Source organism: Leclercia sp. M50, from assembly GCF_037150775.1.
In the GTDB taxonomy this organism is placed as follows: domain Bacteria; phylum Pseudomonadota; class Gammaproteobacteria; order Enterobacterales; family Enterobacteriaceae; genus Enterobacter.
Genome location: NZ_JBBCPK010000039.1, coordinates 19,012 through 40,137 on the forward strand (window position 1 = coordinate 19,012; position 21,126 = coordinate 40,137).

Annotated in this window: 21 protein-coding genes and 2 pseudogenes; 7 read left to right on the forward strand and 16 right to left on the reverse strand. The window is 53.4% G+C overall.

The features are described from left to right. Positions 1-132: 132 nt before the first annotated feature. From WFM46_RS11555 to dfrA15, 7 genes and pseudogenes are all read right to left on the reverse strand, one after another. On the reverse strand, positions 133-897 hold the full coding sequence (locus WFM46_RS11555) for an IS6-like element IS6100 family transposase (protein WP_001389365.1): 765 nt from the start codon (positions 895-897) through the stop codon (positions 133-135). A 117-nt stretch (positions 898-1,014) separates the two neighbouring features. Then, positions 1,015-1,083 (reverse strand): annotated as a pseudogene (locus WFM46_RS11560) (EAL domain-containing protein); the annotation flags it as partial. Between the two features lie 320 nt (positions 1,084-1,403). Further along, the gene (locus tag WFM46_RS11565; RefSeq protein WP_000376623.1) at positions 1,404-1,904 is read right to left on the reverse strand and encodes a GNAT family N-acetyltransferase; all 501 of its coding nucleotides are present in this window, start codon (positions 1,902-1,904) and stop codon (positions 1,404-1,406) included. Between the two features lie 127 nt (positions 1,905-2,031). Continuing rightward, complete coding sequence (sul1, locus tag WFM46_RS11570) at positions 2,032-2,871, reverse strand: sulfonamide-resistant dihydropteroate synthase Sul1 (protein ID WP_000259031.1); 840 nt, start codon at positions 2,869-2,871, stop codon at positions 2,032-2,034. Next, positions 2,865-3,212, reverse strand: a complete 348-nt coding sequence (locus WFM46_RS11575; RefSeq protein WP_000679427.1) for a quaternary ammonium compound efflux SMR transporter QacE delta 1 — start codon at positions 3,210-3,212, stop codon at positions 2,865-2,867. Before WFM46_RS11575 ends, sul1 begins: the two co-directional genes overlap by 7 nt. 163 nt (positions 3,213-3,375) lie before the next feature. Beyond that, a complete protein-coding gene (gene aadA1 / locus WFM46_RS11580; RefSeq protein WP_001206316.1) occupies positions 3,376-4,167 on the reverse strand; it encodes an ANT(3'')-Ia family aminoglycoside nucleotidyltransferase AadA1 in 792 nt (263 codons plus the stop codon). Positions 4,168-4,268: 101 nt separating this feature from the next. After that, positions 4,269-4,742 carry a trimethoprim-resistant dihydrofolate reductase DfrA15 gene (gene dfrA15, locus WFM46_RS11585; RefSeq protein ID WP_001355915.1) on the reverse strand — a complete coding sequence of 158 codons (474 nt, stop codon included), beginning with the start codon at positions 4,740-4,742 and terminating at the stop codon, positions 4,269-4,271. Positions 4,743-4,898: 156 nt separating this feature from the next. On the opposite strand from dfrA15, the gene intI1 reads away from it, so the two are divergent. From intI1 to WFM46_RS11615, 6 genes and pseudogenes are all read left to right on the forward strand, one after another. Further along, on the forward strand, positions 4,899-5,912 hold the full coding sequence (gene intI1, locus WFM46_RS11590; protein WP_000845048.1) for a class 1 integron integrase IntI1: 1,014 nt from the start codon (positions 4,899-4,901) through the stop codon (positions 5,910-5,912). A gap of 305 nt (positions 5,913-6,217) precedes the next feature. Then, complete coding sequence (locus tag WFM46_RS11595; RefSeq protein ID WP_001162012.1) at positions 6,218-6,775, forward strand: recombinase family protein; 558 nt, start codon at positions 6,218-6,220, stop codon at positions 6,773-6,775. A 2-nt stretch (positions 6,776-6,777) separates the two neighbouring features. Next, the gene (locus WFM46_RS11600) at positions 6,778-9,750 is read left to right on the forward strand and encodes a Tn3 family transposase (protein WP_001138073.1); all 2,973 of its coding nucleotides are present in this window, start codon (positions 6,778-6,780) and stop codon (positions 9,748-9,750) included. A 485-nt stretch (positions 9,751-10,235) separates the two neighbouring features. Next, positions 10,236-11,225 carry a DUF6685 family protein gene (locus WFM46_RS11605; protein ID WP_246843652.1) on the forward strand — a complete coding sequence of 330 codons (990 nt, stop codon included), beginning with the start codon at positions 10,236-10,238 and terminating at the stop codon, positions 11,223-11,225. Positions 11,226-11,413: 188 nt separating this feature from the next. Then, entirely contained in the window at positions 11,414-11,944 is a 531-nt protein-coding gene (locus WFM46_RS11610) for a hypothetical protein (protein ID WP_114388516.1), read from the forward strand. A gap of 119 nt (positions 11,945-12,063) precedes the next feature. Next, positions 12,064-12,165: pseudogene (locus WFM46_RS11615) on the forward strand (type II toxin-antitoxin system RelE/ParE family toxin); the annotation flags it as partial. A gap of 228 nt (positions 12,166-12,393) precedes the next feature. On the opposite strand, the gene pcoE reads toward WFM46_RS11615, so the two are convergent. From pcoE to pcoA, 7 genes are all read right to left on the reverse strand, one after another. Next, a complete protein-coding gene (gene pcoE, locus WFM46_RS11620; protein WP_114388517.1) occupies positions 12,394-12,828 on the reverse strand; it encodes a copper resistance system metallochaperone PcoE in 435 nt (144 codons plus the stop codon). 217 nt (positions 12,829-13,045) lie between these two features. Further along, positions 13,046-14,446, reverse strand: a complete 1,401-nt coding sequence (pcoS, locus tag WFM46_RS11625; protein ID WP_114388518.1) for a copper resistance membrane spanning protein PcoS — start codon at positions 14,444-14,446, stop codon at positions 13,046-13,048. Next, the gene (pcoR, locus tag WFM46_RS11630; protein ID WP_032662230.1) at positions 14,443-15,123 is read right to left on the reverse strand and encodes a copper response regulator transcription factor PcoR; all 681 of its coding nucleotides are present in this window, start codon (positions 15,121-15,123) and stop codon (positions 14,443-14,445) included. Before pcoR ends, pcoS begins: the two co-directional genes overlap by 4 nt. Before the next feature lie 54 nt (positions 15,124-15,177). Further along, positions 15,178-16,056: a copper resistance inner membrane protein PcoD gene (gene pcoD / locus WFM46_RS11635; protein ID WP_312208584.1), complete on the reverse strand. Its 879-nt coding sequence runs from the start codon at positions 16,054-16,056 to the stop codon at positions 15,178-15,180. Positions 16,057-16,111: 55 nt separating this feature from the next. Next, positions 16,112-16,492 (reverse strand): copper resistance system metallochaperone PcoC, encoded by a 381-nt coding sequence (gene pcoC / locus WFM46_RS11640; RefSeq protein WP_000025662.1) that lies wholly within the window; start codon positions 16,490-16,492, stop codon positions 16,112-16,114. A 39-nt stretch (positions 16,493-16,531) separates the two neighbouring features. Further along, on the reverse strand, positions 16,532-17,422 hold the full coding sequence (pcoB, locus tag WFM46_RS11645) for a copper resistance outer membrane transporter PcoB (protein WP_001378118.1): 891 nt from the start codon (positions 17,420-17,422) through the stop codon (positions 16,532-16,534). A 5-nt stretch (positions 17,423-17,427) separates the two neighbouring features. Then, positions 17,428-19,245, reverse strand: coding sequence for a multicopper oxidase PcoA (pcoA, locus tag WFM46_RS11650; protein ID WP_000925242.1), 1,818 nt, complete (start codon positions 19,243-19,245; stop codon positions 17,428-17,430). A gap of 234 nt (positions 19,246-19,479) precedes the next feature. Here pcoA and WFM46_RS11655 point away from each other — a divergent pair, with 234 nt between their 5' ends. Further along, the gene (locus WFM46_RS11655; protein ID WP_001023257.1) at positions 19,480-19,929 is read left to right on the forward strand and encodes a copper resistance protein; all 450 of its coding nucleotides are present in this window, start codon (positions 19,480-19,482) and stop codon (positions 19,927-19,929) included. Between the two features lie 324 nt (positions 19,930-20,253). Here WFM46_RS11655 and WFM46_RS11660 read toward each other — a convergent pair. Beyond that, positions 20,254-20,951 (reverse strand): IS1 family transposase gene (locus WFM46_RS11660; RefSeq protein WP_223289738.1). Its coding sequence is split into 2 segments (ribosomal slippage): positions 20,254-20,702 and positions 20,702-20,951, totalling 699 coding nucleotides; the frame shifts between segments, so codons are not numbered across the junction. A gap of 79 nt (positions 20,952-21,030) precedes the next feature. After that, the coding region (locus WFM46_RS11665) for an IS1 family transposase (RefSeq protein WP_000851394.1) at positions 21,031-21,126 on the reverse strand (96 nt) is incomplete at its 5' end.

Genomic DNA, 21,126 nt, shown 5'->3' on the forward strand with positions numbered 1-21,126 from the left:
ATTTTTTCCGAATTCTGCGGGCTCCCCGACTATGCTCAATACTCGTGTGCACCAAAGCGAGGTGAGCATGGCGACGGAGGCTCTGTTGCAAAGATTGGCGGCAGTCAGAGGTAGGCTGTCGCTCTGCGCCGATCAGGCGGCTGCTGCGAAATGGTGGTTGAGCATGCCCATGGCCTCCGTCAGCGCCGAGGGCCCAATGCCAAAAGCTCTCTCCACAAGGCGCACCTCGCCCCTGATGCCGGGCTGCAGGCACCAGGGGCGAGCCTGTCCTTTGCGCAGGGCTCGCATGACTTCGAATCCCTTGATCGTGGCATAGGCCGTGGGGATCGATTTGAAACCGCGCACCGGCTTGATCAGTATCTTGAGCTTTCCGTGATCGGCCTCGATCACGTTATTGAGATACTTCACCTGCCGGTGGGCCGTCTCCCGGTCCAGCTTTCCTTCGCGCTTCAATTCGGTGATCGCTGCACCATAGCTCGGCGCTTTGTCGGTATTGAGCGTGGCAGGCTTTTCCCAGTGCTTCAGGCCTCGCAGGGCCTTGCCCAGGAACCGCTTCGCTGCCTTGGCGCTGCGGGTCGGCGACAGGTAGAAATCGATCGTGTCGCCCCGCTTGTCGACTGCCCGGTACAGGTAGGTCCACTTGCCCCGCACCTTGACGTAGGTTTCATCCAGGCGCCAGCTCGGATCAAAGCCACGCCGCCAGAACCAGCGCAGCCGCTTCTCCATCTCCGGGGCGTAGCACTGGACCCAGCGATAGATCGTCGTATGGTCGACCGAAATGCCGCGTTCCGCCAGCATTTCCTCAAGGTCGCGATAGCTGATCGGATAGCGACAATACCAGCGCACCGCCCACAGGATCACATCACCCTGGAAATGGCGCCACTTGAAATCCGTCATCGTTCCGTCCGTCCAATCTCCGCCAAGCATGCTCAAGCTTCACGATTTTTGCAACAGAGCCCACACGAGTATTGAGCATAGTCGAGATTGGTGCAGATCACTTCTGATATTGAACTGTCAGGAGCTGGCTGCACAACAGCCATTACGCCCAATCAACTGGTGCAGTCGTCTTCTGAAAATGACATTTGGTATCTCTCATAAACGGATGTTTTTGAGAGAACTATCTTCGGCCTTCACACGCACGAAAGGCGGCGAAGCTCCGCCGTTAATCCGTCCGCCGGAGATCTCGCCCAGGCAGGCTGAAGGCCGAGCAAGCCTGACAGGCCCGAAAAGCCCGGCACGGGCGTCGGCGGCGATGACGGCGGCGGCATTATCCAGGGTTGATGATGGAAGTGGAGGATATCGACAACCTCTCGCGCAACCAAGACATCGCGGTCGGACTGCAAGTGATCTTGAAGCCACGGGCCCGTCCCACCCCGACATGGACCTCGATGCCCGAACGGACGTTAGATTTCGAGTTCTAGGCGTTCTGCGATGAAGGTTGGATCCCAGCCGGGATTGAAAGTGTCGACGTGGGTGAATCCGAGCCGCTCGTATAGGCCACGCAGGTTCGGGTGGCAGTCGAGCCGCAGCTTGGCGCACCCCTGCGTTCGCGCGGCATGGCGGCAAGCCTCGATCAGCGCGGAGCTGACACCCCGGCCCGCATGTGTCCGTCGCACCGCGAGCTTGTGCAGATATGCGGCCTCCCCCTTGAGGGCGTCGGGCCAGAACTCGGGATCCTCGGCCGACAAGGTGCAACAGCCGACGATGCCGTCGCTGCAACTCGCGACTAGGAGCTCGGATCTCAGGACGAAGGTCTCCGCGAATGTCCGGTCGATCCGCGCGACGTCCCAGGCGGGCGTTCCCTTGGCGGACATCCACGCCGCAGCGTCGTGCATCAGCCGCACAACCTCGTCGATATCACCCGAGCAGGCGACCCGAACGTTCGGAGGCTCCTCGCTGTCCATTCGCTCCCCTGGCGCGGTATGAACCGCCGCCTCATAGTGCAGTTTGATCCTGACGAGCCCAGCATGTCTGCGCCCACCTTCGCGGAACCTGACCAGGGTCCGCTAGCGGGCGGCCGGAAGGTGAATGCTAGGCATGATCTAACCCTCGGTCTCTGGCGTCGCGACTGCGAAATTTCGCGAGGGTTTCCGAGAAGGTGATTGCGCTTCGCAGATCTCCAGGCGCGTGGGTGCGGACGTAGTCAGCGCCATTGCCGATCGCGTGAAGTTCCGCCGCAAGGCTCGCTGGACCCAGATCCTTTACAGGAAGGCCAACGGTGGCGCCCAAGAAGGATTTCCGCGACACCGAGACCAATAGCGGAAGCCCCAACGCCGACTTCAGCTTTTGAAGGTTCGACAGCACGTGCAGCGATGTTTCCGGTGCGGGGCTCAAGAAAAATCCCATCCCCGGATCGAGGATGAGCCGGTCGGCAGCGACCCCGCTCCGTCGCAAGGCGGAAACCCGCGCCTCGAAGAACCGCACAATCTCGTCGAGCGCGTCTTCGGGTCGAAGGTGACCGGTGCGGGTGGCGATGCCATCCCGCTGCGCTGAGTGCATAACCACCAGCCTGCAGTCCGCCTCAGCAATATCGGGATAGAGCGCAGGGTCAGGAAATCCTTGGATATCGTTCAGGTAACCCACGCCGCGCTTGAGCGCATAGCGCTGGGTTTCCGGTTGGAAGCTGTCGATTGAAACACGGTGCATCTGATCGGACAGGGCGTCTAAGAGCGGCGCAATACGTCTGATCTCATCGGCCGGCGATACAGGCCTCGCGTCCGGATGGCTGGCGGCCGGTCCGACATCCACGACGTCTGATCCGACTCGCAGCATTTCGATCGCCGCGGTGACAGCGCCGGCGGGGTCTAGCCGCCGGCTCTCATCGAAGAAGGAGTCCTCGGTGAGATTCAGAATGCCGAACACCGTCACCATGGCGTCGGCCTCCGCAGCGACTTCCACGATGGGGATCGGGCGAGCAAAAAGGCAGCAATTATGAGCCCCATACCTACAAAGCCCCACGCATCAAGCTTTTGCCCATGAAGCAACCAGGCAATGGCTGTAATTATGACGACGCCGAGTCCCGACCAGACTGCATAAGCAACACCGACAGGGATGGATTTCAGAACCAGAGAAAGAAAATAAAATGCGATGCCATAACCGATTATGACAACGGCGGAAGGGGCAAGCTTAGTAAAGCCCTCGCTAGATTTTAATGCGGATGTTGCGATTACTTCGCCAACTATTGCGATAACAAGAAAAAGCCAGCCTTTCATGATATATCTCCCAATTTGTGTAGGGCTTATTATGCACGCTTAAAAATAATAAAAGCAGACTTGACCTGATAGTTTGGCTGTGAGCAATTATGTGCTTAGTGCATCTAACGCTTGAGTTAAGCCGCGCCGCGAAGCGGCGTCGGCTTGAACGAATTGTTAGACATTATTTGCCGACTACCTTGGTGATCTCGCCTTTCACGTAGTGAACAAATTCTTCCAACTGATCTGCGCGGGAGGCCAAGCGATCTTCTTCTTGTCCAAGATAAGCCTGTCTAGCTTCAAGTATGACGGGCTGATACTGGGCCGGCAGGCGCTCCATTGCCCAGTCGGCAGCGACATCCTTCGGCGCGATTTTGCCGGTTACTGCGCTGTACCAAATGCGGGACAACGTAAGCACTACATTTCGCTCATCGCCAGCCCAGTCGGGCGGCGAGTTCCATAGCGTTAAGGTTTCATTTAGCGCCTCAAATAGATCCTGTTCAGGAACCGGATCAAAGAGTTCCTCCGCCGCTGGACCTACCAAGGCAACGCTATGTTCTCTTGCTTTTGTCAGCAAGATAGCCAGATCAATGTCGATCGTGGCTGGCTCGAAGATACCTGCAAGAATGTCATTGCGCTGCCATTCTCCAAATTGCAGTTCGCGCTTAGCTGGATAACGCCACGGAATGATGTCGTCGTGCACAACAATGGTGACTTCTACAGCGCGGAGAATCTCGCTCTCTCCAGGGGAAGCCGAAGTTTCCAAAAGGTCGTTGATCAAAGCTCGCCGCGTTGTTTCATCAAGCCTTACGGTCACCGTAACCAGCAAATCAATATCACTGTGTGGCTTCAGGCCGCCATCCACTGCGGAGCCGTACAAATGTACGGCCAGCAACGTCGGTTCGAGATGGCGCTCGATGACGCCAACTACCTCTGATAGTTGAGTCGATACTTCGGCGATCACCGCTTCCCTCATGATGTTTAACGCCTGGCACAGCTGCCGACAAAATTGGCGCTTGTTTTGCCGGCTTTTTGGCAAAACAAGTGACACTTTTGGCGGTCAGTTGCTGCCACTTGTTAACCCTTTTGCCAGATTTGGTAACTATAATTTATGTTAGACACGAAGTCTTGGCTAAAAACTGGCCTAAAACTACTGGGGATTTCTGGAAAATAGACATCACCTTCTGGCTCAATGTCGATTGTTGAAATATGTAAAGTATCAACTTTATCGATCAGGCTTTTGTATATTTCACCACCACCAGACACAATCACATGATCCGTTATCGTCTTCAGATGATTTAGCGCTTCATCGATAGATGGAAATACCAATACATTCTCATCACTGGAAGTGAAGCTTGAACGAGTTACAACGGCATATTTTCGGTTGGGTAAAGCCCCCATTGACTCGAAAGTCTTTCGGCCTACCAAAAGCCACTGATTATAGGTAATCGCTTTGAAGAGTAATTGTTCCCCTTTGGCACTCCATGGAATATCTGGGCCATTTCCGATAACTCCATTCTTCGAAATTGCTGCCATTAGTGATAGTTTCACGATACTTCCTTAGGGGTTAACTTTGTTTTAGGGCGACTGCCCTGCTGCGTAACATCGTTGCTGCTCCATAACATCAAACATCGACCCACGGCGTAACGCGCTTGCTGCTTGGATGCCCGAGGCATAGACTGTACAAAAAAACAGTCATAACAAGCCATGAAAACCGCCACTGCGCCGTTACCACCGCTGCGTTCGGTCAAGGTTCTGGACCAGTTGCGTGAGCGCATACGCTACTTGCATTACAGTTTACGAACCGAACAGGCTTATGTCCACTGGGTTCGTGCCTTCATCCGTTTCCACGGTGTGCGTCACCCGGCAACCTTGGGCAGCAGCGAAGTCGAGGCATTTCTGTCCTGGCTGGCGAACGAGCGCAAGGTTTCGGTCTCCACGCATCGTCAGGCATTGGCGGCCTTGCTGTTCTTCTACGGCAAGGTGCTGTGCACGGATCTGCCCTGGCTTCAGGAGATCGGAAGACCTCGGCCGTCGCGGCGCTTGCCGGTGGTGCTGACCCCGGATGAAGTGGTTCGCATCCTCGGTTTTCTGGAAGGCGAGCATCGTTTGTTCGCCCAGCTTCTGTATGGAACGGGCATGCGGATCAGTGAGGGTTTGCAACTGCGGGTCAAGGATCTGGATTTCGATCACGGCACGATCATCGTGCGGGAGGGCAAGGGCTCCAAGGATCGGGCCTTGATGTTACCCGAGAGCTTGGCACCCAGCCTGCGCGAGCAGCTGTCGCGTGCACGGGCATGGTGGCTGAAGGACCAGGCCGAGGGCCGCAGCGGCGTTGCGCTTCCCGACGCCCTTGAGCGGAAGTATCCGCGCGCCGGGCATTCCTGGCCGTGGTTCTGGGTTTTTGCGCAGCACACGCATTCGACCGATCCACGGAGCGGTGTCGTGCGTCGCCATCACATGTATGACCAGACCTTTCAGCGCGCCTTCAAACGTGCCGTAGAACAAGCAGGCATCACGAAGCCCGCCACACCGCACACCCTCCGCCACTCGTTCGCGACGGCCTTGCTCCGCAGCGGTTACGACATTCGAACCGTGCAGGATCTGCTCGGCCATTCCGACGTCTCTACGACGATGATTTACACGCATGTGCTGAAAGTTGGCGGTGCCGGAGTGCGCTCACCGCTTGATGCGCTGCCGCCCCTCACTAGTGAGAGGTAGGGCAGCGCAAGTCAATCCTGGCGGATTCACTACCCCTGCGCGAAGGCCATCGGTGCCGCATCGAACGGCCGGTTGCGGAAAGTCCTCCCTGCGTCCGCTGATGGCCGGCAGCAGCCCGTCGTTGCCTGATGGATCCAACCCCTCCGCTGCTATAGTGCAGTCGGCTTCTGACGTTCAGTGCAGCCGTCTTCTGAAAACGACACCATGTGCAAACGATGTCAGAATAGAGTTAAATTTCCTATTGATTGACATATTCCGTCAAAGGTAATAGATTTCATCCTGACACTTTTGCCTTTGGAGGCATCTTGCAAGGTCAACGCATCGGCTATGTCCGCGTCAGCAGCTTCGACCAGAACCCGGAACGGCAATTGGAGGGTGTTCAGGTGGCGCGGGTGTTCACCGACAAGGCTTCTGGCAAGGACACCCAGCGTCCCGAGCTGGAAAGGCTGCTGGCCTTCGTCCGCGAGGGCGACACCGTGGTGGTGCATAGCATGGACAGGCTGGCACGCAACCTTGATGACCTGCGCCGCATCGTCCAAGGGCTGACACAACGGGGCGTGCGCATGGAGTTCGTCAAAGAAGGGCTGAAGTTCACCGGCGAGGACTCACCGATGGCCAATCTGATGCTGTCGGTCATGGGAGCCTTCGCTGAGTTCGAGCGCGCCCTGATCCGCGAACGTCAGCGCGAGGGAATCGTGCTGGCCAAGCAGCGCGGTGCCTACCGGGGACGAAAGAAATCGCTGAACAGCGAACAAATTGCCGAGTTGAAACGGCGAGTTGCGGCAGGCGACCAAAAAACCTTGGTGGCCCGTGACTTCGGCATCAGCCGCGAAACCTTGTACCAGTACCTGCGGGAAGACTGACCATGCCACGCCGCTCAATCCTGTCCGCCACCGAGCGCGAAAGCCTGCTGGCACTGCCAGATGCCAAAGACGAACTGATACGGCACTACACGTTCAACGAAACCGACCTGTCGGTGATCCGTCAGCGTCGCGGCGCCGCGAATCGATTGGGCTTCGCTGTGCAGCTTTGCTACTTGCGATTCCCTGGCACCTTTTTGGGCGTCGATGAGCCTCCGTTTCCGCCCCTGTTGCGCATGGTGGCCGCGCAACTCAAGATGCCAGTGGAAAGTTGGAGCGAGTACGGCCAGCGCGAACAGACACGGCGGGAGCACTTGGTCGAGCTGCAAACGGTTTTTGGGTTCAAGCCCTTCACCATGAGCCACTATCGGCAAGCCGTGCATACATTGACCGAGCTGGCCTTGCAGACCGACAAAGGCATCGTGCTGGCGAGCGCACTTGTCGAGAATCTGCGGCGGCAGAGCATTATCCTGCCCGCCATGAATGCCATCGAGCGCGCAAGCGCCGAGGCCATCACCCGTGCCAACCGACGCATTTACGCGGCGCTGACCGATTCTTTGTTATCACCCCACCGTCAGCGCCTGGACGAACTTCTCAAGCGCAAGGACGGCAGTAAAGTGACGTGGCTGGCATGGCTGCGCCAGTCGCCTGCCAAACCGAACTCTCGCCACATGCTCGAACATATTGAGCGCCTGAAATCCTGGCAAGCACTTGATCTGCCCGCAGGCATCGAGCGGCAGGTTCACCAGAACCGCCTGCTCAAAATCGCTCGTGAAGGTGGCCAGATGACGCCTGCTGATCTGGCAAAGTTCGAGGTGCAACGACGCTATGCCACGCTGGTAGCGCTGGCCATCGAAGGCATGGCCACCGTCACCGATGAAATCATCGACCTTCACGATCGCATCATCGGCAAGCTGTTCAACGCGGCCAAGAACAAGCATCAGCAGCAGTTCCAGGCTTCCGGCAAGGCGATCAACGACAAGGTGCGGATGTATGGGCGCATCGGTCAAGCGTTGATTGAGGCCAAGCAAAGCGGCAGCGATCCGTTCGCCGCCATCGAGGCCGTTATGCCCTGGGACACCTTCGCCGCCAGCGTCACCGAAGCGCAAACATTGGCGCGGCCTGCCGACTTTGATTTCCTGCACCACATCGGTGAAAGCTATGCCACGCTACGCCGCTACGCGCCGCAGTTCCTGGGCGTGCTCAAATTGCGGGCTGCGCCCGCCGCCAAGGGTGTGCTCGATGCCATCGACATGCTGCGCGGCATGAACAGCGACAGCGCGCGCAAGGTGCCCGCCGATGCGCCAACCGCATTCATCAAGCCGCGCTGGGCAAAGCTGGTTCTGACCGACGACGGCATCGACCGGCGTTACTACGAGTTATGCGCCCTGTCGGAGCTGAAGAACGCGCTGCGCTCCGGTGATGTCTGGGTGCAGGGTTCTCGCCAGTTCAAGGACTTCGACGAATACCTGGTGCCGGTCGAGAAGTTCGCCACTTTGAAGCTGGCCAGCGAATTGCCGCTGGCAGTGGCCACCGACTGCGACCAATACCTGCATGACCGGTTGGAATTGTTGGAGGCGCAACTCGCCACAGTCAACCGCATGGCTGCGGCCAACGACTTACCGGATGCCATCATCACCACCGCGTCAGGCCTGAAGATCACGCCGCTGGACGCGGCAGTACCAGACGCCGCGCAAGCCATGATCGACCAGACAGCTATGCTGCTGCCGCACCTCAAAATCACCGAGTTGCTGATGGAGGTCGATGAATGGACGGGCTTCACCCGCCACTTCACACACCTGAAGACCAGCGACACGGCCAAGGACAAAACCTTGCTGTTGACGACGATCCTGGCCGACGCGATCAACCTGGGTCTGACCAAAATGGCCGAGTCCTGCCCTGGCACCACCTACGCCAAGCTGTCTTGGCTGCAAGCCTGGCACATCCGCGATGAAACCTATTCGACGGCGCTGGCCGAGCTGGTGAATGCGCAGTTTCGGCAACCCTTCGCCGGCAACTGGGGTGACGGCACCACGTCATCGTCGGACGGCCAGAACTTCAGAACCGGCAGCAAAGCAGAAAGCACTGGTCATATCAACCCGAAGTATGGAAGCAGTCCAGGACGGACTTTCTACACCCATATCTCCGACCAGTACGCGCCCTTCAGTGCCAAGGTGGTCAACGTGGGCATTCGTGATTCAACTTACGTGCTTGATGGCCTGCTGTACCACGAGTCGGACTTGCGCATCGAGGAACACTACACCGACACGGCAGGCTTCACCGATCACGTGTTTGGCTTGATGCATTTGCTGGGATTTCGCTTCGCGCCGCGTATCCGTGACTTGGGCGAAACCAAGCTATTCATCCCCAAGGGCGATGCCGCCTATGACGCGCTCAAGCCGATGATTAGCAGCGACAGGCTGAACATCAAGCAAATACGCGCCCATTGGGATGAAATTCTGCGGCTGGCCACCTCCATCAAGCAAGGCACGGTAACGGCTTCGCTGATGCTGCGCAAACTCGGCAGCTACCCGCGCCAGAACGGCTTGGCCGTGGCGTTGCGCGAGCTGGGGCGCATCGAGCGCACGCTGTTCATTTTGGATTGGCTGCAAAGCGTGGAGCTGCGCCGCCGCGTCCATGCGGGGCTGAATAAGGGCGAGGCGCGCAACGCGCTGGCCAGGGCGGTCTTCTTCTACCGATTGGGTGAAATCCGCGACCGCAGTTTTGAGCAGCAGCGCTACCGGGCCAGCGGCCTCAATCTGGTGACGGCGGCCATCGTGTTGTGGAACACGGTATATCTGGAGCGTGCCACCAGTGCTTTGCGTGGCAACGGCACGGCGCTGGACGACACATTGTTGCAATATCTGTCGCCGCTGGGGTGGGAGCACATCAACCTGACCGGCGATTACCTATGGCGCAGCAGCGCCAAGGTCGGTGCGGGGAAGTTTAGGCCATTGCGACCGCTGCCACCGGCTTAGCGTGCTTTATTTTCCGTTTTCTGAGACGACCCCTACACGCTCGTAAGCGGCCCTGACGGCCCGCATAACGCGGAGATACGCCCCGACTGCGGCTCTGCCTTGTCGGGACCACTCCGACCGCGCACAGAAGCACCTGAGTCGCTACAGGCGGGTATGGCTTATCAGGGCGAAGGGATGGATTGGTGGAAACTATCAACTCTGTAGCCGGCTTCGCCGGGTGACGGCGCCATTCAGTAGCAGAGACATCCTCAGCAACTGCTGGCGCCTCCATGCGCCTGCAGCGCATCACAAACCCACCATATTTATACTTTTAAATCATGAGATTATTGATCCTCAGGATGATTTAATGCGATATGCTCACCGGCGTGACCTGGTGAAAGCGTCACCACCTTCAGTAAACCGTTTCGTCCGGGCGGCCTTAAGCATCACCTGATTCTGGCTCGCCTGGTAAACCCGTATCGATGAACTGCAGAAAGGAGTTGCCTGTGGCAGATAATTCAGGAAGGAGAGGTTCTGTTGAAATACCCGAGATCGTCAGAGCACCGGCATGGCGCAGGGTTCTTGACTGGTCGCGTGAGGAGCTGCTGCACCGCCTTGGGCAGCCGGCAGGGCTTGAACGAGTAATAAAAACCGGCGTGCTGGTTCCCTGTTCCATAACACCACCTGCGGATACGTTCTGGACACGGTCAGTAACCGCCTGGGATACGTGGCTGGATCCTTCATCTTCTTATTTTGCCCGCCCCTATACGCTTGATTACCGTAAACCCGACGGCACAGGCCATCTTGAAGGGCATCTGATTACGATCCCGGAGGCTGAAAATCTTATTCAGGAAGAGACAATTCACGATTTTCAGTGTGACATCAGTTTACTGAGAGGGATGTCCAGTTCGAAATCAGAGAGCCATAACATCACCGATATTAACGATCTTGCGGTGCTGCGCAGTCCCGAACTGGCCGAACCCGTCACCCCGGAACATCTTCAGGAGAATATGTCTCATGGCGGGTTGCGCCTCGATCAGATGCGGTTTGCGGAGTATCCGTGGTCTGAACGCCGGTACTACTGGCACAATAACGACGGCTCCCATCATTTCAGCGCTGCCCGCTATCAGGCTGGTCGCCTGCAGCAGCCTGTTCCGCTGACAGGGGCGCTGCGCCGCTACAGTGTGAATGTGCAGATGGTGCCTGTATTGCGTAACAAATGGCAGATGTTTGTGATCCCGAAGGAAGAACTGTTCGGCAGTTTTTATGAATCAATGAAAGCCTTTGAAAGCCCGTTTGCCTGGTCAGCGTTACCTGAGAACATGCACGATCCGAGGACGAGTGGCACAGAGTTGTGCATCGTATGGCTGGAAAGGGATAATGCCAGAGCATGTTCCGCGGCAAACGTTCTGGCCAGATATGGATTCCCGGACTTCGGCGAGATGCTGACAGAACTTGCCAGATACGGGCAAAGGGATTCAGTGCTGGCCGGTTAGTTGTCGCTTTTTTGCTTCTTCCGCCAGGCTGAAAGTTCTGTACATCCCTTACGGCCATGGGTTTTCGCTAAATGGAACTAAATTATCCTAAGTTATTCTCAATGTAGGATAATTTCCGAATTCCGGGCGGACCCCAGTTAGCATATCGTCACGGAGTGCATGGCTCCTCTTAACAGAAGGTATATTCAGTGCAGCTTTTCCACGGAACCCGGCAGCGCTTTGACAGATTTGATGTCTCATTCTGGGGGACCGGTGAGGCCGGCAGTATCAACGCCTGCTGGTTTACCGATAACTTTAAAGGGGCTTGCAATCATGCCTTGTTAAAAAACAGGAACCCCGGAAATCCGTTGGTTTACCGGTGCACATTGAAGAAAGGCTGCGTTATCGCAAATCATCGCCAGCTGCTTTCTGAGCAACCTGATATTGCATCACGTCTCAGGACTGGTCTGCCCGTAAGTATCAGCAGCCAGCTAGGCAGGGGACTGGACTGGCACGCCCTGAATGAACCCCGGTATACATATTGCAAAGGAAGTCTGATTTACGAGGGAAACCGCCACGTAGAGCCCGCTGAACTAATCAGCCTGTATTTGTCATGTGGTATTCAGGGGGTGTATGACTGGGAGGGTATCTTTACAGACAGCTATCTGCACGGGACGACGACTGTAATATTCGATACGGATGTGCTCGATATTCAGGAAGTTGTTGAGGTGCAGTTCTGAACCTCAACCTTCGCGCAACGAGGCTTGCCGACGCTCATAGCGGTCAATGCCTGCCGCGAACGCTGGCCAAATGGCTGTGCTTTTTCCGGAGCATCGATGCTGTTCAGCCTACTTGTGCAGAACAGCACATGATTTAATTTTTGTCATCGCAATCTGTGGTCACGATCATTCGTGTTCTTAGCCAGTCCCGGGATGCAGCCTGGCATGAACCCTGGAAATAAATGACCAAACTTATGATTATAATTTGCTTTAATTATCAATGGCTTAGTTCGCGTAATCTGTCTTATGTTAAATTTAGTCCGTCGCTCATTTATTTTATACCCGACCGCAGACTACGATTAGTCATACACAGATATACTCTTTCATTTAGTTTAAAAAAACGCTCCCTATCAGGAGCGTAAGCCAGTAACTTCGGCGTCAAATGAGGGTCTAACAAGTGGAGCTGCGGGTTAATTCTGGGTGATCTGACTGCGATGTTTATCAGCCTGCTGCTGGTGAACAACGGAAGACTGACCATTATTCGCCTTCTCATGCACAACTGCGGCCTTCTCATGCTCGCTCATTTCAGAAAATGACTTTGCTGTTTCGTTGGTAGCTCCTGGTTTAGCTTTCATCATTTTTTTATGCATTTCAGCCATATCCTGGTGGGCAGCAGAATTGCTGTTTTGCATCATGTCATGGGACATTGCGGCCTGATCGTGACTGCTCATATCCATCATTGTCATGCTGTCTCCCTGAATTGCACTTTTTTCAGCAGATGACTGCATCTGGTGGGCAGGTGCCTGTGCATTATTTACCTGGTCATGCATGTTCATTGTCTCTGCAGCCATGGCAGATGAAGCGGCAGCCATAATGGCAACAAATGATACAAGGATCTTTTTCATGGTTGGGTCTCCGGTGTTTTCATACCCAAACAATCAACGGCTTATGACAGAGAAAGCATTTGATCTCAGGGCGGGTTATTCATCACTCCAGGAACCAGGTGATTGCGTTATCACCCTGCTCCTGATTTATGAATGATTATAAAAAACCGCATCTGTTTATCGCGTGACTGGATGATGACAATTTTGTCACCTTCCAGGTTTCTCCTGAATAACGGAGTTAATCCATTAACAGGCTCACTTTGAACACAATTTCCCGCCCCTGCTGTTCTGCTGACAGCTCGCCGCCGTGAGCATGAATGATTGACCTTGTAATTGATAATCCCAGCCCCGCGCCTTCCGTGTTGTGGACCCTTGATGAGTCTGCGCGATAGAACCGGTCAAACAAACGTTCAAGATTAGCGGGAACCGGGCCAGACATCGTATTCGTAATCATCACGTTCACACAGTCACCGTCATGCTCAAGGCGTATCGCTGTACAGGTGTTATCGGGAGAATACTTGATTGCATTCGAAAGCAGGTTACTGAAAGCACGTCGCAGCATATCGCTGTCTCCGGCAACAACGCCCTCTCCTTCAACCGTGATTGTCTTTCCTGTTTCGTCTGCCAGGGGCTCGAATAACTCACGTAATTCATTCAGTTCGGCGGCCAGATCCACATCATGTTTATCCAGCTGCAGCAGACCATGCTCTGAACGTGCCAGAAAAAGCATGTCACTGGTCATTCGTGACAACCTTTTCAGTTCTTCCAGGTTAGCGAATAAAATTTCGCGGTAATGCGAAACATCCCTTTCCTTAGCCAGTGCAAACTGCGTCTGCATCATCAGATTACTGACCGGTGTGCGCAGCTCATGCGCGATGTCAGACGAGAAATCTGACAGTTTCCGGAATGAACCCTCCAGGCGATCGAACATGTTATTGAATTCCTGCATGGTCTCAGAGATTTCCGGCGGAGCCAGATCGGGATTAAGACGCTGATCCAGGCTGTGTACGGTCATGGAGGAAGCCAGACTGGTCATTTCCCGTAACGGTTTCAGACCAATGCGTGTGGTCAGCCAGCCCAGAAAAACAGAAATAAAAACCAGACCGATATTGAACCAAAACAGCCAGGTACTGAGCTTATCCATAAATAGGGTGTGATACCCGGTATCCGTGGCAACCGTAACGATGAAATGTTTGCTTTTACCCTGTTCCGGCGTCACGGCAACCCGCCGCGAGATACTGCGGTATACGGTGTTATTTTCTTCCGTCTGGATCATATAGTCGAGAATATCCCCCGACTTATTTAGCAGGACCGCTGGAACAACAGAATTTTTGGCATACAGTTCCACCAGTTTTTCATTTTCCATATTTTTTATAGAAATGAATAAGCCATTGTGCCCCACCATCGCATCGTTTATTTTTTCTGATAATGACTTTATATCCGTTTTGTTCCTGAACGTCTCTGTTTTAAGAAACTCTTCGGTGAGCTGAAGTTTACCAGTCAGAAAATCGCGATCCTGATTATCGAAATAGCCATTAAGGGTGCTAATCAGGATAAAACTTGATAACCACCATACCGTAAGCATCACTGCAGAAAAAATCAGGCTCAGGCGTGTGGTCAGGGAAATTTTGAGCCTCACTCTTCTCTGATCTCCAGGACATATCCGGCACCGCGAACGGTATGGATCAGTTTTGGTTCAAAGTCATCATCAATTTTACTTCTCAGACGTCTCACGGCGACATCAATCACATTCGTATCACTGTCAAAGTTCATATTCCAGACCAGGGACGAGATAAGACTCCTGGGTAACACTTCTCCGGTGCGTTGCAACAGCAACTCAAGCAGAACGTATTCTTTACCGGTGAGATGGATCTTCTTCCCCGAACGGATCACGGTTCGGCGCACCATATCAACGGTCATATCGGCGATGGTGCAAACCGTTGCGGACTGCGAGCGTGCCCGCCGCAGTAAGGTTCTTACACGTGCAACCAGCTCCGTAAAATCGAAGGGCTTAATCAGGTAGTCATCTGCACCAAGCTCCAGTCCTTTCACTTTGTCCCGCACGTTGTCTTTTGCGGTTAAAAACAGGACCGGTTCTTCGTGCCCGGACTTCCTCAGTGCGCTGATGATTTGCCACCCGTCGAGGAAAGGCAGCATCACGTCCAGTATTATCAAATCATACTGTCCCTTCGACGCGGCCCCAAGACCATCGCGGCCATTATTAAAGAGATCGGCCTGATAGCCTTCCTCAACCAGTCCCTGCTGCAGGTAACGACCTGTTTTTTGTTCGTCTTCAACGATTAAAATACGCTGCATGGTCAACTCGCTGATATGAAAGTAAAAATCGCACGCGTGAGCGTTGGTTGTCCCTTAGCTGACCTGAGACGGAGCAAGCATTCCGAGCCACGCTACGGCACCCAGAATGATAATCGCAACAACGAATTCTGTCAGGATGCTGTTTCGCATCAGGGCAACGCTGCGATCATAATTCCCTTCCCTGACCATAACTTCAAGCCGGGGACCCAGGTGAAACCGGTTTGCTGCAGCCAGAAGAAGCATCAGAACAAACAGAGCCGTCTTAGCAAGCAATATTCCCCCCCAGGAGCTGTTGAATAAGGGGGTTAAGTTACCTTCAGCAATATACAGATAGTTGACCATCGCACTCAGGATCAGGGCTACAACAATCACCGTACCTGCCGTGGCAAATTTTGCCAGGGAGTCAGATATCACAATGACGCTCTGTGCATTGTGCGCGTTTCTGCGCATCAGCAGGATAGCAAATGCAACCAGAGCACCTGTCCAGGCACCTGCAGCGCCGAGATGAGTTAGATCGCTCAGTAAATGGAGATAGTAATGCAGACCGTCATGCATGACGGCGTGTCCTCCCCAGGCAAGTGTAGCCAGCGCCACGCCCCCACTCATCGTCATCAGCAGGCAGGACAATAGTCTCTTGTTAGTGTAAAGGAACAAAGCACCGAGAGTGGTAAACAGTGCACAGAGTCTGACAATCCAGCTAATACCTACATCAGTTTCTTCTATAACCATCTCGATAATATGGATGGATAATTCCCTGAGATCAGTAACTCCGCTCATGGCATTAGATACCAGGAGCATATTAATGCCAGTAAGAATGATGCCTGCAACAACAGCAAAGGTTATAAACGACCTGAAATTAGTCAGGTTATAGGTTTCATGTCTGACACCGCTTATTCCATATATCTGAAAAAATGGCAATCCAAATATTACCATCAAATCCAGATAAAGAAGAAAACGAATAACAATCATAATCAGGTCGTTCATAATATTACTTCACTGTAAAGGTGTAATTACCGGTAATAGGGTGCGTATCTGAAGAAACCGCGCGCCAGTCAACACGATAAGTGCCAGCGGGTAAAGGCTCTCGCGGAATAATGACCATCGATTTAGGGTCAGCGCCTGGCGCCACTTTTGCCGCGACCGGCATCGGAGAATGTGATGACATGCCTTTCATACCCGTCATCGTTAATTTTGCACCTGAGAATTTCACGGTCAGATTTTCCGAGAAATTAAGCTGAATCTTTTCCGGGGCCGCTACGGCTGAATCAGCCTGTGGCACAGAGCTTTTTAATTCCGGATGGGCCATAGCAGAGAAAGCAACGCCCATAACGAGGCCACCTGTAAGAATGGCTTTATTTAAAATCGACATTTTATTTACCTGTTTAGTTGAGTGTTTTATATCAGTGCGTTAAAACCAGATTCTGGCTCCCGCCAGGAATACTACCTGATGGTCTTTCTCACCTTCTCTTTTCGCCATATCGGATGTTTTCCCGTAAAGTTGATTCCAGGAAACGCCTATATAGGGTGCAAACTCACGGCGTATTTCATAGCGCAGCCGGAGCCCCAGCTCTGTGTCAGTCAGTCCCCTGCCGCGACCCCGCGATTCATCATCCTGACTGTAGAAATTCACCTCATAGGATGGCTGGAGTATGAGCCGGTTAGTCAGTAAAACGTCGTATTCTCCTCCCAGACGAAGGGCTGCTTTTCCGCCATTACTGACAAAACCCGTAATTTCAGACTCAAAATTATAGAGTGCCAGCCCCTGAAAACCGACAGCAGCCCAGGTCCGGGCAGAAGCAGGTCTGAAATCCTGCCTGACACCCGCAACCAAATCCCACCATGGGCCAACCGCATGTCCCCAGAGTAACTGCGCTTCAGCCGCCTCCGTTTCCCCATTGCTTCGTTCACCTTCACTCTTTAGCCAAATCCGATCTGTGTCGCCTCCAATCCAGCTGTTAACACTCCAGCTGAAATTGTTGGTGTTATCCGACCGTTGCCATTCCAGTTGATCCAGCAGAACCAGATAATTAATCGCACTGTCGTGAATCGCATGCCCCTGTAAATTGCCGAATGCAGCCTTCCGGTCGGCATCGGTAACAGGCGGAATTGGCGTTCTGCTCTCAGTTACAATGGGCTCCATTGACGTCATCTCAGTGAAATTCTCATCTGCTGGCATCTGCATGGCAGACATGTCGTGCCCGGCGTGGGGATCTGCAGAGACGGAGCCCGCCGCAATAGAAAGCTGTGAGGTAAACAAACCGGCGACCAGAACAGGTATGGCCTTCAAATTTCTCTTCATTCGCATCATTCCTCCACCCGGACTTCACGAAACATTCCCATTTCCATGTGATAGAGCAAATGGCAGTGATACGCCCAGCGGCCAAGCGCATCTGCTGTCACTCTGTAACTGCGTTTTGTACCAGGGGGAACATCTATTGTGTGTTTACGAACCATGAAATTACCGTTTTCATCTTCCAGATCGCTCCACATACCATGCAGGTGAATGGGGTGAGTCATCATGGTATCGTTGATCAGCGTGATCCTGAGCCGCTCACCGTATTTCAGCAGCACCGGTGCGGCATCTGAAAACTTGATTCCGTTAAATGACCAGGCAAACTTTTCCATGTGGCCGGTTAAATGCAGTTCTATGGTACGGCCAGGTTCACGTCCGTCAGGATCCTCAAAGCGGCTTTTCAAATCCGCGTACGTGAGAACCTTTCTTCCGTTATTTCGAAGACCAATACCCGGATCATTTAATTTCGGAGAGACGCTCATCGCCTGCATATCAACCAGTGGGTTATCCGTTTCTGACGCAGGATGACTTTGCATACCCGGCATTCCGGCCATCCGGGAATGATCCATACCGGCCATGCTGCTGTGATCCATGGGCGCGGAGGATGTCCCGCTATCCGGAAGGTCAGCACCGTCCATAGACATCATCTCTCCGCTGTTATCCATGCCTCCCATCTGGCTGTGGTCCATTCCTGCCATATCATGTCCCATTCCCCCCATACCCATATCTTCCATGGTCAACAGAGGACGGGGATCGAGGGGGGGAACGGCAGCACTTAACCCCTCTCTCGTGGCCAGTGTCCCTCGAGCGTAACCGGTCCTGTCCATGGATTGTGCGAAGATGGTATAGGCCTCACCCTGAGGCTCCACAATGACATCATAGGTTTCGGCAACGGCAATCCTGAATTCGTCAACGGTAACCGGGTTTACATACTGGCCATCTGCAGCCACGACCGTCATTTTCAGCCCGGGGATACGGATATCGAAATAGGTCATTGCCGAGCCGTTGATAAACCGTAAGCGTATCTTTTCACCGGGACGGAACAGTCCGGTCCAGTTTTTCAGCGGGGCCTGCCCGTTCATGAGATAGGTGTAGGTGTAGCCACTGACATCCGCGAGGTCAGTCGGATTCATTTTCATTTCAGCCCACATTTTCCGATCGGCAATGGTGGCTGACAGCCCCCTGGTATTCACGTCGCGGAAAAAAGAGCCAACGGTTGGTTTATTGAAATTGTAGTAATCCGACTGTTTTTTTAATTTTTTCAGCAGGCTGTGAGGATTTTCATCGGTCCAGTCAGACAACATGACCACATGCTCACGATCGTAAGCAAACGGTTCTGGCTCCCTGGCATCGATGATAATGGCACCGTATACCCCCTCCTGTTCCTGCAGACCGGAATGGCTGTGGTACCAGTAAGTCCCGTTCTGCTTAACCTTAAAGGTGTAAACGTAGGTATCATCAGGCTCTATGCCCATAAAACTCAGCCCCGGAACACCATCCATATTGGCCGGAAGAATAATGCCGTGCCAGTGAATGGACGTCTGTTCATTAAGACGGTTTTTGACCTTCAGGGTAATGGTGTCACCTTCTTTCCAGCGAAGAACGGGCCCCGGCAGGCCTCCATTGATTGTTTTGGCCTGACGCTCACTGCCCGTGATATTGACGGCCGTTTCACCAATGGTCAGGTCAAACTGAGTACCCTGCAGGGATGCGGCAACTGGCAGGCTCAGACTGGAACGCGCATTGAAACTCCATACGCCAAGACTTCCGGCTACGCCAGAGAGGGTTAACCCCTTCAGGAAAGTTCGTCGAGACGTTTTCAACAGCATGCGCATTCCCTTATTTAAAGTATGGTTACTGACAGAATTCGAGAACCGATTTAAATTAAATTACTGGTTCATCCACTTACAATGAAATGAATCTAGCACACCTTAAGAAACAAATTCATTACAATCGTGTAATGTACATAGCTGTATTACATTTACGTCATCTTCCCCACAGGTTGATTATTTTTATATATGATCATAAGGACATCTTTTATGTACCTCAGAAGGTAATTACACATGAATATATTAATCACGACCACTGCGTTTACAGCTTTATTTTGTGGGGCAGCTTTTGCTCAGTCCAGTGATATTGCCCATGAAGCACATCGATTTGTTAATAATGCCTCAGCCGTCAGTCATGTGAATTCCTCGACGCATGAAAACTTACCGGACAGGGTTAATAAAAACAACACGCCCTCATTCTCTGAAATGAATGAACATGAAAGGGCCATTGTTGCTCATTCATTTATGAACAACAGCGCGTCCTATGCGCATCAGAAAATGATTGAGGAACATAAAAAAATGCTGTCCGGCAGTGATGCAAATTCAAAGACCTCGTCTTCTTCTTTTAACGAACTGAATGCCGGAGAAAAAGCCGCTCTCGTGCATGAGCAGGTCAATAATGCCGGTGCGGAAGCACATCAGACGCAGGCAAGAAAGCTTCGCGGGCTGTATTCGACCAGGTAACTGCAGGCGGGTTAGTGCTTAGCGTCAGGTGCGCAGCAGGGCTTTACTGACGGGTTACGTAGCAGGACATGAGCCCCATATTGCTCTGCCGTAACCTGTTTCAGTCCCGTTAATCATCACCGTCGGGCTGGTCATACAGTTCCCAGAGCTTCAGGAGCAAACGGGAAACAAGATATGTTACAAAAATGACGACCATCAACGGTGCTCCCGATTAACTGACAGATGACACGCCTCCTGAAAACCCCTAGCATACGCCGCAGTGTTCATGCTAACGGCGAATTCCAGTAAATGTATTCTACCGATGTCGTAGGTAATGACTCCAACTTACTGATAGTGTTTTATGTTCAGATAATGCCCGATGACCTTGTCATGCAGCTCCACCGATTTTGAGAACGACAGTGACTTCCGTCCAAGCCTTGCCAGATGTTGTCTCAGATTCAGGTTATGTCGCTCAATGCGCTGAGTGTAACGCTTGCTGATAACGTGCAGCTTTCCCTTCAGGCGTGATTCATACAGCGGCCAGCCATCCGTCATCCATACCACGACCTCAAAGGCCGACAGCAGGCTCAGAAGACGCTCCAGTGTGGCCAGAGTGCGTTCACCGAAGACGTGCGCCACAACCGTCCTCCGTATCCTGTCATACGCGTAAAACAGCCAGCGCTGACGTGATTTAGCACCGACGTAGCCCCACTGTTCGTCCATTTCAGCGCAGACAATCACATCACTGCCCGGTTGTATGCGCCAGGTTACCGACTGCGGCCTGAGTTTTTTAAGTGACGTAAAACCGTGTTGAGGCCAACGCCCATAATGCGTGCACTGGCGCGACATCCGACGCCATTCATGGCCATATCAATGATTTTCTGGTGCGTACCGGGCTGAGAGGCGGTGTAAGTGAACTGTAGTTGCCATGTTTTACGGCAATGAGAGCAGAGATAGCGCTGATGTCCGGCAGTGCTTTTGCCGTTACGCACCACGCCTTCAGTAGCGGAGCAGGAAGGACATCTGATGGAAATGGAAGCCACGCAAGCACCTTAAAATCACCATCATACACTAAATCAGTAAGTTGGCAGCATTACCGACTAAACCGGTAATGACTCCAACTTACTGATAGTGTTTTATGTTCAGATAATGCCCGATGACCTTGTCATGCAGCTCCACCGATTTTGAGAACGACAGTGACTTCCGTCCAAGCCTTGC